General features: G+C 68.1%; 6 protein-coding genes. All 6 read left to right on the top strand.

The window, feature by feature from the left end:
• The first annotated feature begins 478 nt into the window (after positions 1-478).
• The 6 genes from ABT296_RS23435 to ABT296_RS23410 all read left to right on the top strand — a co-directional run bounded on the left by ABT296_RS23435 (position 479) and on the right by ABT296_RS23410 (position 14,272).
• Positions 479-1,378 carry a replication-relaxation family protein gene (locus ABT296_RS23435; protein ID WP_351930376.1) on the top strand — a complete coding sequence of 300 codons (900 nt, stop codon included), beginning with the start codon at positions 479-481 and terminating at the stop codon, positions 1,376-1,378.
• A 1,194-nt stretch (positions 1,379-2,572) separates the two neighbouring features.
• Positions 2,573-3,838, top strand: a complete 1,266-nt coding sequence (locus ABT296_RS23430; protein ID WP_351930374.1) for a serine/threonine-protein kinase — start codon at positions 2,573-2,575, stop codon at positions 3,836-3,838.
• Positions 3,839-4,046: 208 nt separating this feature from the next.
• Positions 4,047-6,959, top strand: a complete 2,913-nt coding sequence (locus tag ABT296_RS23425) for a DEAD/DEAH box helicase (RefSeq protein WP_351930372.1) — start codon at positions 4,047-4,049, stop codon at positions 6,957-6,959.
• Between the two features lie 83 nt (positions 6,960-7,042).
• The gene (locus tag ABT296_RS23420) at positions 7,043-12,298 is read left to right on the top strand and encodes a class I SAM-dependent DNA methyltransferase (protein ID WP_351930370.1); all 5,256 of its coding nucleotides are present in this window, start codon (positions 7,043-7,045) and stop codon (positions 12,296-12,298) included.
• A gap of 73 nt (positions 12,299-12,371) precedes the next feature.
• Positions 12,372-13,598, top strand: a complete 1,227-nt coding sequence (locus ABT296_RS23415; protein ID WP_351930368.1) for an AAA family ATPase — start codon at positions 12,372-12,374, stop codon at positions 13,596-13,598.
• Between the two features lie 38 nt (positions 13,599-13,636).
• A complete protein-coding gene (locus ABT296_RS23410) occupies positions 13,637-14,272 on the top strand; it encodes a hypothetical protein (RefSeq protein ID WP_351930366.1) in 636 nt (211 codons plus the stop codon).
• Positions 14,273-14,296: the final 24 nt, after the last annotated feature.

Here is a 14,296-nt window from a genome sequence, read left to right as displayed (position 1 = left end):
TATTTATAATCTTGTTTTAACATAACTCATAAACAAACAACACCCCCCCCCCCCGCGAACCGGGGGGGGGGGGGGGGGCCCCCCCCCCCCCCCCCCCGGGGGGGGCCCCCCCCCCCCCCCCCGCGACATGCGCAACGGCGGCCCCGATCCCCCGGTGGCACGCGCCCGCCCGTTCGCCCGCCGTCCCCTTCACCTGTTCTTCTGTTTCGGGGCGAGCGCGGGGGTGTGCAGAGGGGGATGTCAGGCTGGCGACCACGCCGAAGAGTCTGTGGTGACCTGCGGATATGCCGCGCTGGGCGCGGCGGCGCACAGATAATTGTCGGCGGGGATATCGGCCCGGTCAAAAGGGGTGTTGTCGCATCGTGACCGTGGTCGGGCCTTCATGGTCGCGAGCGTGGTCGGGGTCGGCTGCTGCTGTAGCCGGTATGCGCGGCGCCGGACAGGACGGCGCCGCCCGTGCAGGAAAGGCGGGCCAACGATGACCGACGTGGATACGGGTAGTGGTGACCGGTTGGCGCTTGCGGCGCTGACGCAGTACCGGATGGCCACCACCGAACAGATGCACCGGGTGATCACCCCCGAAGTGCGCAGGGAGCAGACGCGGCGACGGTTGGCCAAACTGCGCGATGAGGGGCTCATCGACCGCATCACCCTGCCTCGGGCCGGACGGCTGCGGGCGTGGTTTCCCACCTCCTACGGTGTGCAAATCGCATCGGAGTGGCCCGAGTTCCGCGGGCGGCGGCCGCCGAAGACAGTGTCCGATCCAACTGCCGTGCGACTGCGGGTCGGGCACACGCTGACAGTGACGGAGACTGCGCTCGTCTTCCTTGAGGACGCGCGTCGCCGCGGCGAGTTGTGCCGGCCGTTGGACTGGATACCCGAGGTCCACCACCCCCTCGGCGGCGGTGAGGCCGTTATCCCCGACGCACTGATGTACTACCGGCAGGGCCGTGAGGGCGGGGATGGGCCGATGCTGCGGGCGTTCGTCGAGGTCGACCGGGCCACCATGGGCCCGGAACGCCTGGCCGCGAAACTCACCGCCTACGCCCGCCTCCACGGCTACGTGCCCACCACCCCGGGTCAGCGTCGGCCGGCCTTCGGGCAGGAGCCGGCGCAGGAGGCATGGCGGCGGCGCTACCCGCTCTTCCCCCGCCTGCTGTTCGTCCTGGACGGCACCGGCCCCGCCGGCATCACCACCCGCATCCACGCCCTTCATGTGGCCGCCATGGACCCGGCGCTGGCGCTCTTCGTGCGCACGGTCCCTGTCCTGTCCGCGGCGCTGGCAGACCTGCGCGCCCACGGCCCCTCCCGGCCCGTGTGGCATCCCGTCCAGGAACCCGACCACACAGTCGCCTGGAGTTGGTCGCCACATGGGTAGCCGGCCTGCGCAGCTGCTGCGCAGGCCGGCTACCACCGCCGTACGGCGGCTGCGCAGAGCCCCACGGTCGACCACAACCGCGACGCCCGACCACGGGTGCGGCCAAAGCCCCGACACCCCGGCCGGCCCCAACCACAGCCATGCGCAACCAACTTCACGCATTGCGCGCAGCGGGATGCGCAGCGCTGGTGGACGGCTGCGCAGTCAGTACCCGCGGGCGATCAGGGTCTGCGCAGTGGCCCGAGCATCTGCCGTGGTCGGGCTCATGGTCTGGGTTCTAATGGTCGCCCCAACCAAGGGGCCCACCATGCGTCTGCGCAGCTGGCGTGTCACCAAGGGCGCACTCATTGCGCACGCACGATGAGTCTGTCGAGTAGGCAGCGCTCCGCAGCTTCGCTTCTCGCTTCGGCGGGTGCGACCGACCGTGCCGACGGCCTCACCCAAACCACCCACATCAGTAGATGATGACGAGCCGCACGGAGGCCGGTCGATCACAGCCCCGTCAGCGAGCTCGATGTCTGGCGTACCTTGCGGGTAGGCGGTAACCAGGGGCTCGACTTCCCGGGCAGGGCTCCAGGAGCGGATCTGCTCGCAGATCCGCTCGGCGAGATCGGGGCCTGCCGGGCCGTAGCCGACCTGGAGAAGGCGGGACCGCTGATCCGGCGGGCGCTCGAGGCCGTCTGACGCAACAGGAGGGGCGGCTGGGGCGGCTGTGGTGTTCGCAAGGCTGCGCTGACCCGTCCGCGCAGGTTCACCGCATCAGCTGACCAAGAGGTACCCGCCGGGTCAGTCAGCGGGTGGACAGCGTCACTTGGCGCCGACGTCCGGATCACCCGGGCACCGCTGGGGTCGGAAACCGCCGGACGCATCCTGACGGGGTTCATCGGATAGGACCCGATGCGCCGTCAAGCTTCCTGCTGCCTCGGTTCGCTCTCGGCACGGGACGGACGCAGCCACGGTTCAACGTATACAGAATCAGCCTTCGTGCAGGGGGCGCGGACCACCACGCCCGCTGCAGACCGGCAGGACCTGCCGCCGTCGTTCCGAAGCGTTCCGGGCCGGAGGCTTCATCGCCATCGGGAGTTCAGGCGGTCCGCTGGATGTGCTCAGGTTGTCCGCCGGATCGGCTAGCTTGTTGCGGAGCCGCTTCGACAGCTCCCGACCGGCGGACCCGACCGAAGGACAGACTCAGACGTGCAGACCACGCCGCTCAGCCCCGAGGATCCGGCACAGATCGGCGGCTTCGAGCTGCTGGGCCGGATCGGCCAGGGCGGCATGGGACAGGTGTACCTGGGCGAGTCTCCGGGCGGTGAGCCGGCCGCGGTGAAGATCATCAAGCCGTCGGTCGTCGATTCGACCGCCCGGCTGCGCTTCGCGCAGGAGATCGAGATCCTGAAGACGGTCTGGGGCGCGCGGATCGCGCAGCTCCTCGACGCGGACGCGGAGGCGGAACAGCCCTGGCTGGCCACGGAGTACGTGGAGGGTCCGGACCTCGGCAAGCATGTGGTGACCCACGGCCCGCTGCCCGCGCTCCTGGTCCTGTCGCTCGGCGCCACCCTCGCCGAGGGTCTGGGTTATGTGCACAAGCAGGGGCTGCTGCACCGGGACCTGAAGCCCGCGAACATCCTGCTCGGCCCGAACGGTCCCAAGATCATCGACTTCGGCCTCGCGGTCTTCGCCGAGTCGAGCACTTCCCTCACCGCAGCCAACACGGTCGTCGGCACCCCGTCGTGCATGCCGCCCGAGCAGGCCAACGGTGTGAAGCCGCTGACGAGCGCCGTCGACGTGTACGCACTGGGTACGGTTCTGCTGTTCGCCGCGACGGGCCACCTGCCGTACCACGCGAACAACATCCACGTGCTGTTCCACATGGTCACCGATCCGACGACCGCCCCCGATCTGACGGGGGCGCCACCCGAGTTGGTCCCCCTCCTGACGGCCATGCTGTCCCATCACGCTCAGGACCGGCCCACGATCACCGAGGTCGTCCAGCAGTGCCGTGGCCTCGTCGAGGCGCAGGGGCTGAAGCTCGCCCAGGCACGCCGGCGTCTCACCACCTACACGGCCGCGCCGCTGCAGGACTTCCCGACGCTGCTGTCGGCGCCGGAGAACTCCCCTGCTGCCGCCGTCCCCGCTCTGTCCGATCCGGCAGCCGGGCCGCGTGCTGACGAACCGCCGACCCCACCCATGGTCGCGGACGGACCCGCGCCGGAAACCCACCCCACCATGCGTCTCGCCGCGCCACACCGGACGGCACAGGCCGAGCCACCCGCTCCATCGGCGCCCACGACCCCGGCGCCTCCGAACGCGGAGCCTCAGCAGAGCGCTCCGAAGGAGGACGTGCCACAGCGCTCCCGCCCCACCGGTCGGCCCCCGGCTCGTTCCCTGCGCCATTCCGCCCAGGCCCGCCGCACCGCCCAGCAGCTGCGCGAGGCGTACGCGGCGCGCGCCGCGTTCTGACCACATCCCGCGCACCTCTCCAGGTGCCTCCCCCGGCACGCCCCCACCGCGCACCCTTGACCTGCGGGTCTGCCCCGGTGAGGGTGGTTCACGCGCTTTACCGCCCATACGGCACAGTGGAGCGGTACAACAGCGTGAGCGGCAGGTCTGCCCGAGCCGGGAGCCGGCCGCGACAACAGGACAGCACCACGGACACGGGAGGCAGCGGGTGACCGCCCAGCAGAGCAGCACCGCACCGGTCGGCCCTCGCCCCGACGGGGAGGACCAGTTTCCGGCAGGCGCGCAGGTCTTCGTGCGCGACGAGGTGTGGCTCGTGCGGAACTCCGTACGCACCGAGCACGACGGCGCGAAGGTCGACGTCGTCGGCGTCTCCGACTTCGTACGGGACCAGGAAGCCGTGTTCTTCACCGGCCTGGACACGATCGAGCTGATCGACCCCCGCCGTACGAAGCTGGTCCGGGACGAGTCGTCGAACTTCCGCCGCTCCCGTCTCTTCCTGGAGGCGGTCCTGCGGAAGACCGCGCTCCCCCAGTCCGAGCGCCGGCTGGCCCTGGCCGACTCGTTCCTTCTCGACTCCCTCCCTTACCAGCGCCGCCCCGCCGAGCTGGCCCTGTCGGGCCGCAACCTGCGCCCGCGGCTGCTGATCGCCGACGTGGTGGGGCTCGGCAAGACCCTGGAGATCGGTCTGACGCTGGCCGAGCTGATCCGTCGGGGGCGCGGTGAGCGCATCCTGGTGGTCACCCCGCAGCACGTCCTGGAGCAGTTCCAGCACGAGCTGTGGACCCGGTTCGCGATCTCTCTCGTACGGCTGGACTCGATCGGCATCGAGCGGATCCAGCGGGAGATCCCGGCGGGCCGGAACCCGTTCACGTACTTCAAGCGGGTCATCGTCTCGATCGACACCTTGAAGAACACTGACCAGTACAAGCACCACCTGGAGCGGATCAACTGGGACGCGGTCGTCATCGACGAGTCGCACAACCTGATCAACCGCGGCTCCCTGCGCAACCAGCTCGCGCAGATCCTCGCCCCGCGCACGGACGCCCTGATCCTGGCCTCAGCGACCCCGCACAACGGTGACGCGAAGTCGTTCGCGGAGCTGATCGGCCTCCTCGACCCGGCGGCGATCCGCGACCCGGAGCACTACCGCGCGAAGGACATCGAGCACCTGTTCATCCGCCGTACGAAGATCAGCCCCGAGGTCCGCGAGCAGATGAAGGGCCAGTGGGCGGACCGTGGCCCCTCGCAGTCGGTGCGGTGTGCGGCGACTCCCGCCGAGGAGAAGATCTTCGAGGAGTTGGCGGCCGTCTGGCTGCCCGGAGAGAACGGCACCTCGGTGAGTGGCGTCCCTCTCTTCCCGTACACGCTGCTCAAGTCGTTCCTGTCCTCGCACGCCGCCCTGAAGGCGACGGTCAGCGCACGTATCAAGACGCTGGAGAAGAAGGACGAACCGACGGCGACCCGCGCCGAACTGGCCCCGCTGCGCACGCTCCAAGAACTGGTGGAGCCGCTGACGGAAGCGGACTCGGCGAAGTTCGCGGCGCTGGTCGAGCAGCTGAAGACGATCGGTGTCGGCCCGAAGTCGGACGCGCGGGTGGTGGTCTTCTCCGAGCGGGTGCAGACCCTGGAGTGGCTGCGCACGGTGCTGCCGGCCGCCCTCGGTTTCCGGGGCCGGGCGGCCGAGGAGTCGACGCGGGTGATGCACGGCGGCCTGTCGGACGAGCAGCAGATGCAGTGTGTGGAGGACTTCGGCCTGGCGGACGCGCCGGTACGCGTCCTGCTGACCGGCGATGTGGCGTCCGAGGGCGTCAACCTGCACCGCCAGTGCCACCAGCTGATCCACTACGACGTGCCGTGGTCGCTCATCCGCATCGAGCAGCGCAACGGCCGTATCGACCGGTACGGGCAGGCGCACCAGCCACAGTTCCGCGCGCTGATCCTCACCAGTGAGGTGGAGGGCGCGAAGGACGACACGGTGGTGGCGGAGCGGCTGCTGGACCGGGAGGACCAGGCGCACCGGGCGCTGGGCACAGCCGAGGCGGTGACGGGCCTGTACCGGGCGGAGGCCGAGGAGAAGTCCCTCATCCAGGATCTGCTGCGCGGTCGTACGGTGGACGAGTCGCTGGACGCGCACCGCGCGGAGGCCGAGGCGGACGCGGCCATGGACGACTTCCTGGCGGACTTCTTCGGTTCGGTGGGCGACGCCGGACCGGGCGCGGAGGGCGGCGATCCGCAGGACGCCGAAGGAAAGGGCACGGGCACGTCCGCGCCGGGCAACGCGGCGGTTCCCCGGCTGTTCACGTCGACCGCCGAGTTCCTCGACGAGGCGCTGAGCGAGGTGTTCCCCGACGCGACCACCAGCCTGGACCTGCACCGGGACACCGAGTCGGGCCTGCTGTCCTTCCGCCCGCCCACCGACCTGGTGCACCGCCTCAAGGCGCTCCCGCTGGACTACGTACGCGAACAGCGCCTGCGCGAGCGGCTGTTGGTGACCTTCAACCGCCGGCTCGCCGAGCACTCCCTGAAGCGGGCCCGCGAGTCGTCCACGTCCAGCTGGCCGGAGATCTCCCTGCTCACGGATCTGCATCCGGTGGTGGAGTGGCTGACGGACAAGGTCCTGGTCCGCCTGGGCCGCCAGGAGGCGCTGACCATCACAGCCGACGTGCCCGAGCCCACCTACCTCGTGCAGGGCGTCTACTCCAACGCGCTGGGCCGTCCGACCGTCGTCAAGTGGATGGGGGTGACGCGGGGCGGCACCGTCGAGGACGACATGGTCGGTCTGCTGCACCGCTCCGGGGTCGGCCCGACCATGGCCAACCCGATGCGCCACAGCGAACCGGCGACGGCGCTGGAGGCCGGCATTCCCGACGCCCTGGCCGCCGCCGAGGAATTCCTCGACCGGCACCGTGACGCCTGGGACGAGCCGCTGCGCAAGCCGATCGACGACTACAAGGCCCGCTTGGGCGACTGGGAGCAGCCCACCCTCGCCGGTGAGCGGACGAAGAAGTCCCTCGCCTCGCTCGCGGACTCGCTGCTAACCACCGGCCGCCCACTGATGCGAGTCCTTGCCGTCCTGGTCCCCGACCCGGAAGCGCCCGCTCCTCCGCCGTCCACGGCCTGAGCCCACGCCCGCCCACGGCCCGGCTCGCCGCCCCGTCGCCCGCCAGACCTCCCGACCTGAGATTCCCTGAGAAGAGACCGGACATGACGTACGACTCCCTGGTCAACCGAGGAGACTACTTCTCGGCGCACTACCTCGCCGAGGTGCTGCCCAAGGACCTCAAGTCGGGCCTGCTGGCCGCATGGAAGCAGCGCGAGGACGAGGCGAGGGCGGAGGCCGAGCGGGCGGCCGCGGCGGGAGCCGGCGGAACGGCCGAAGCGGTGCCGGGAGAACCGGACGCCGACGCCCTGCCGGTCACCCCGCGCGCGGGCCTGCGTGAACTGCGCCGCCGCTACTTCCGGGCCCGTTCCTCCTTCGCGCTCCCCGAGGACGACGAGGACGGCACGGCGGCCGCCCAGGACACCGAGGACGACTCGGCGACGTACGACTCCCCCGCCTGGTGCGAGCGGGTCCGCGCCCTGAACGCGGAGGTGCTGCGGGCCCTCGGCTACGACGCCAAGCCGCGCACGATGACGGTCACGCGCGCCGACCAGCCGTACGAGGTCCGGGTCGCGCACGCCGAGAAGGGCCTGGTCGCGGTCGACTGCGGCTGGGCCGCCGAACCGGACGCCGCCCTCGACCCGGAGGGCGCCGGCCGCCTCCTGGAGCCGGTTCCGCTGGACGGCCGCAACACCGTGCCGACGGGCTCGAAGCTCGCCTCGTTCCTCTTCGCGTGCGAGGACGCGCCCCGGTACGTGCTGCTGCTGGTCGGCGGGGTCGTCGTCCTCGCGGACCGGATGGTGTGGGGCGAGGGTCGCTACCTCGCGGTCTCGCTCGACGCGGCTCTCCAGCGCAACGACACCAAGGCGGGCGGCGAACTCGACACGATCGCCGCCCTGTTCGGCGCGGACTCGCTGCGCACCCCGGAGGAGGGCGGCGAGAACCCCCTCGCGGAACTCGTCGGCAAGTCCACCAAGCACGCGGTGGGCGTCTCCAGCGAGCTGCGCGACGGTCTGCGGCTGAGCGTGGAGCTGATCGCGGGCGAGGTCCTGGCCCGGCTGCGCGAGCAGGGCGTACGCCCCGAGGACATCGGCGAACTGTCCGACCTCGGCAAGCAGTTGACCCGCGAGTCGCTCCGCTACCTCTACCGCATCCTGTTCCTCCTCTACGCGGAGGCCCGCCCCGAGCTGGGCATCCTGCCCGCCGACTATCCCGAGTACCAGCAGGGCTACGGCCTCGGTCGCCTCGGCGAACTGATCGCCGAACGGGACCTCGTCGACGAGAAGTCCCGGCAGGGCACGTACCTGTACGAGTCCCTGGACCTGCTCTTCCGCAAGGTGCAGGAGGGCTACCGCTCGCGCCGGACGCACGGGCCCTCGGAGGCGGAAGCGGACGGCGTGGAGGCCGCCGCCAAGGCCAGCGAGGACGTGGGTCTGCGTTTCGAGCCGCTGCACTCCAAGCTGTTCGAACCGGAGTCGATCCGGCTGATCGGCCTGGGCGCGATCCCGCACCCCCACGACGACACCGACGATGATGACGACGAGGCCGGCCTTGAGGGCTCAGGCGGCGTCCTGGACACCCGGCTGCGGAACGCCACCCTCTACAAGGTGCTGCGCCTGCTGATGATCACCCGCGGCAAGAAGGGCGAGCGCGGCGGCTTCATCTCGTACGCCCAGCTCGGCATCAACCAGCTTGGGGCGGTGTACGAGGGGCTGATGTCGTACAGCGGGTTCATCGCGGCCGACAACGAGGATCTGTACGAGGTCGCGAAGGGCGGCGATCCGAAGGACGGCTCCTGGCTGATCCCGAAGTCGAAGATCGACGACTATCCGCGCGATGTGTTCGTGTATCGCCGCGACGAGGAGACCGGAGAGGACGTCCGCGTCACCTACACCCCCGGCTCGTTCGTCTACCGCCTCTCCGGCCGCGACCGCCAGACCTCCGCCTCGTACTACACCCCCGAGTCCCTCACCAAGGTCACGGTCCAACTGGCCCTCCAGCACCGCCTGGACCAGGACGGCACGACGACCGAGGCACGCGAGCTGCTCGACTGGAAGATCTGCGAGCCGGCGCTCGGCTCCGGGGCCTTCCTCAACGAGGCCATCAACCAGGTCGCAGCCGAGTACCTGCGGCGCCGCCAGGAGGAGCTGGGCACGCCGATCGACACGGAGAAGTACGCGGTCGAGTTCCAAAAGGCGAAGGCGTACGTCGCCCTGCACAACTCCTACGGTGTCGACCTCAACGAGACGGCCGTGGAGCTGGCGGAGGTGTCCCTGTGGCTCAACACCATGCACCCCGGCATGGAAGCCCCGTGGTTCGGCCTGCACCTGCGGCGCGGCAACTCCCTGATCGGCGGCCGGCGGGAGGTGTACCCGGCGGAGAAGCTGAAGAAGGCGGCCTGGCTGGGGACCACGCCGGAACGCTTCCCGCTGACGGAGGCTGCGAACGGCCTCCCGGTGACGGTGACGGAGCGCACGACCCGGAGCGGCTCGGTGCAGCGGGTCACGGAGAACGCCGTCCACCACTTCCTCCTCCCCGCGAAGGAGTGGGGCGCGGTCGCCGCCGAGAAGGAAGCGAAGGCGCTGGCCCCGGAGGCGGCGCGGGCGCTGGGAAACTGGCGCAAGATGATCACTCGGACCCCAACTGCCAAGCAGGCGGAACGACTTCAGGCGGCAGCACGGCGGGTCGAGTTCCTGTGGGGGCTGGTCGTTCGACGCCTGGAGATCTCCGAGCGGGACATCTCGCGGCGGATCGATGTGTGGGGCGCGGAGGATGGCTGGCTGCGGTCGCCGGAGGTCGCGGTGCAGCGGGAGAAGGTCGTCGCTGATTTGACGGCTCCGGACACCCCGTACTGGCGTCTCAAGACGTTGATGGACGCGTGGTGCGCGTTGTGGTTCTGGCCGGTGCAGGAGGCCGGGCTGCTGGACGGTACGGCGGCGGTGTACGAGCGGGGGGCCGAGGAGCTTCCTTCGGGTGCTGTGGCGGAGGGGCTGCGGGCTGCGGACGAGTCCGGGGTGCTGATGTCCTGGGAGACGACCGACCTGTTTGGCGAGGTGACGGGTGCTGGTGAACTGACGGCGGCCTCGGTGGAGCGTCGGCGGGCGGGGCGACGCAAGGAGGCCATCGGGGGTGCGCGTAAGCGGGCGGTGGTTCCGCTGGCGGGGTTGGACGACTGGCTGGAGTTCGCAGAGGCGTTGGTTGGCACGGAGGATGTTCCGGCTGACTCGCTGGTGGCGGAGTTCGGGACGCTGGCGGAACTTGAGCCTTATGAGGATGCCCTGCCGGATTTGATGGGCATGGAACATTTTCAGCAGCTGGAGCTGCGGTTCCCCTGGGCGGGGGTTGCGGGGGATGCAGCACGGGCGCAGGGGTTTTTCCATTGGGAATTGGACTTTGCGCAGGTGTTTGCCAAGGGTGGGTATGACTTGCAGGTGGGGAATCCGCCTTGGGTTAGGCCAGAGTGGAAAGAGAGTGTAGTCCTGGCCGAACGTGAGCCCTGGTTTATGCTCACGGATAAGCCAAGCACCGAAGATTGGCGGCTCCACAAGGAAGACATTTTGAGGGATGGAGTAAGCAATACAGCCTACTTTCTCCGTGAGCTGACAGCAAATGCGGGCATGGTCGAGATGTTGAGCTCACCCGCAACCTACCCTCTGATCAGCGGAACCCGACCCAACCTATACCGGTCCTTCATGTGTCAGGTTTGGGGACACATTAGACATAACGGCATGGCAGGAATGGTTCACCCAGACACCCATCTTGACGGCGTCAAAGAGGGGGAACTTCGAGCAGCAGCTTATCGACACCTCCGACTCCATGCAACCTTCGTGAATTCAGGTAACTGGGCCTTTGAAATCGGTAGAACCGTTTCGTTCGGGCTGCATATTTATGGGGCCCAGGGTGACGCAATCAATTTCTTGACGATCAGCCAACTCCACTCCGCTCAAGTCTTGCCCGATTCACTCACTCACGACGGCCACGGCGATCTTCCCACGCAAAAACATAATGGCAAGTGGGATGTAAGGCCGCACGCATCACGCCTCGTGAGAGTCACCCCTCCCCTGCTCGCCGAGTGGCAGAAACTAGGCGGGGAAGATGCAAATCCGGTCGATCAGACTCAACTTCTCCACCCGATCACGACTGCAGAACAAGGGGCTATCGCAGCACTTGCAGGCGCCACTTGGCGGTTGAGCCAAGAGCTGCCGACAATCAGTAGCGGATTTAACGAGACCAATGCAAAAAGAGACGGCTATATTCGCTACGCCGTAAACCAACCAGAATCTTGGAATGAGGTAACACTACAGGGCACGCATTTTTCAATCGCAACCCCTTTCGCGAAGCAACCAAACATTCCGATGCGAAACGGGAAGGATTGGACCCCCTGGCGCTTGACTGATCTTTCAGGCGCGGCCGTTCCACGCACCACGTACACACGCGCAACCGACCGATCCGAATACGAGACGGCACAGGATCAATGGGGCGACAAGCGTTACACACGCTATTTCCGCCTCGCCTGGCGACGAATGATTGACCCCAAGAATACTGAGCGCAGCCTATTCGCTTCCTTGATTCCGCCAGGGCCAGCACATATCGATGCGGTGCATTCCATGGCTCTGTCTAACAATCGCCTCACCGCCTTGAATGCGGGTTTCTGGGCCGCTCTCCCCCTGGACTACCTCCTACGCATCACTGGCCGATCCGACCTCCGCGTAGCCGAGGCCAATAAAATGCCAGCACCAATCTCTGATCACCCTCTCACTCACCCTCTTCTACTCCGCACCCTCCGCCTAAATTGTTTGACAAAAGCCTACGCTCCGCTATGGGAAGAACTGTTTCACCCCAGCTGGCCCGGCTACGAAGAATGGTCTTACGCCGGATGGCCTAGCCTCAAGCCGCTGGCAGCGGATCTCACCAAAGTGTGGATGGCTGAAATCCCGCTCCGTACAGAGCTCGAACGCCGTGCAGCCCTTGTGGAGTTGGATGCGCTCGTATCAGTCTGGCTGGGCATTACTGCGGATCAGCTCGCTGCCCTCTACCGCTCCCGCTACGCCGTGCTCGCCGACCGAGAAGCAGCAATGTACTTCGACGTGCAGGGGCGCCGGATTGCCGCCGATCCCTACGCATACGGCCACGGCCAAACCAAAGAGGCCTATCCAGCTCTCCTTGTCCATCTCGAGTCTCCCGACACCACCCCACCTCCTGAGGGATACGAGCCCCCCTTCTACAAGGCGGACCGCGAGGCGGAGATGCGGGGTGCTCACGCGCACTTCCAGGCGCGGCTAGATGCCGAAATTGCCGCAGGGCGATGGACTCAACCCGAGCCTGCGGACGGTGGGCGTGACGTGCCGGCGCATATCTGACCATCAGCAGTGTGCGCCGACGCCACACCTGCCATCCCCCATCCTGTACCACGCCTCCCGATAGGTTCCGTCCATGCCAGGACAGTTGCTCGAACTGCACGTGGAGAACTTCCGCAGCCTGCGGGACGTGACGATCCCGTTAGGTCCTCTGACGGTCCTCGTCGGTGCGAACGGTGTTGGCAAGTCGAACGTACTCAAGGTGTTCGACCTGCTCGCCGACATCATCCGTACCGACCTCGAACCCGCCCTCGAATCCCGGGGCGGGTTCGACCAGGTCGCGTTTTGGGGCGGGCCCAAACCGCCGACCACCCTCCGGATCCGACTCAAGGCCACCTGGACCACCCACTCCAGCCCCAACGCCCCCGACGAATACGACCTCAAGGTCCGGCGCTACTCGGCACCCAATAACAAAGACAGCGGCCGTTACCGCCTCACCCGCAGCGAGAGCTTCCAGTTCAAGCGGACGCGGGGACGAGGCCGCCGCATCACCGTGTCGGGCGAGCGCGCCACAGTGGTCGACACCCGGCCGAGCAGCGGTCTTGAGGACAGCAGCGAGTTCGGTATCCAGCGACTCAGCAGCGGTCTGTCCACCCTCCCCCGCTTGACCAGTACCGAGGGTGGAACCGAGGTGGCCCGGGTGGCGCACCAGCTCTCCTCGTTCCGCGTCTTCGACGTGAACGTCGACGCCGCACGCCGACCTTCCCGCGTCGACTACGACGACCTGTCATCCGACGCGGACAACCTGGCCGCCTTCCTGTACGCGCTCCACACGGGCGATGACGACCTCTGGAACCGGCTGGTCGACGACGCCCGTTCCGTCCTTCCGCAACTGCTGGACATGGATTTCGTCCACGTCGGAGGCCGGGCCGATCAGGTCACTGTCATCCTGCGAGAGCGCGGGCTACGGCAGCCCACCCCACTCGCCGACGCCTCCTACGGGACCGTCCGCCTCCTCGGTCTCCTGGCGCTGCTCCACGACCCCACACCTCCCGCACTGACATGTATCGAGGAGATCGACCACGGTCTCCACCCTCAGGCTCTGAGGTTGATCGTCGAGCGCCTGAGGGAAGCCAGCGAACGGACCCAGTTCATCGTCGCGACGCACTCCCCGGCGCTCACCGACCGGCTCCTGCCCGAGGAGATCGTGATCTGCGAGCGGGACGACGAGGGCGCCTCGCTCATCCCCGCGATCAGCACGGGCGAGGTGAGTGCGATCGTCGAGGAGAGCGGAGACCTGCCGCTCGGTGAGCTGTGGTTCTCAGGTGTTCTCGGAGGCGACCTGACGGGAGACGAGCTGTAGTGGCCGGGAGCAGAGGTTCCCAGGGGCGCGGCGTCATCGTGCTGGCCGGCGAGGACTCCAACGACTGCCGGATCGTCGCCGAGATCATCAAGCAGCACCATCCGGACCTGGGCAGCGCCCGCCTGGTCGAGATCAGCGACAAAACCCGCCTCAAGACGGCTACCGGGCCCGACCTTGCGGCCCGCGTCCGCACCATCATCGGCAAAGCGAAGGGCCGCGCGCTCCGGGCGAAGGGCCCACTCGTCGGCCTGGTGATCCACGAAGACCTGGACGGCTACACGGACGCCGAGTACACCCGTGTTCGCACGAACGTCGCCGGAGCGCTCTCCCGCGAGAGTCCCTGCGACTCGGCGTTGGCGCTTGCCGCTTGGGAGTCGGAGGCATGGCTCTTACTGTTCCCGGACGCCTTCCCGGCCGTCCGGCCCAACTGGAAGGTTCCCGCGCAGCTCCAAGGCCGCGACACAGGAACCATCAAGAGTCCCAAGGAAGACCTGAAGCGCAAGCTCGGTTCTCCGGCATTCCGGGAGTGCGACGGACCCAAGGTCGCCGAGCAGGCCCGATCGCTTGGCCTACTGGCCTCGGGCCCGACCGGCACCAACCGCTCCTACAAGGACTTCGTCCACGAACTCGGCCAGTGGTCCGAGGCGTCTGCCCCGACTCCGCGCCGTCGATGAGCCGTCCAGAAGCCTGCCGAGCAG

This window comes from Streptomyces sp. NPDC000983, from assembly GCF_040299205.1.
Taxonomy (GTDB): Bacteria; Actinomycetota; Actinomycetes; order Streptomycetales; family Streptomycetaceae; genus Streptomyces.
This window is presented reverse-complemented; position numbering and strand designations above follow the sequence as displayed.

What these genes read in the sequence shown, in the direction of transcription:
- ABT296_RS23435 (WP_351930376.1), top strand. Translation starts at nt 479, where the DNA reads ATGACCGACGTGGATACGGGTAGTGGTGACCGGTTGGCGCTTGCGGCG.
- ABT296_RS23420 (WP_351930370.1), top strand. Translation starts at nt 7,043, where the DNA reads ATGACGTACGACTCCCTGGTCAACCGAGGAGACTACTTCTCGGCGCAC.
- ABT296_RS23415 (WP_351930368.1), top strand. Translation starts at nt 12,372, where the DNA reads ATGCCAGGACAGTTGCTCGAACTGCACGTGGAGAACTTCCGCAGCCTG.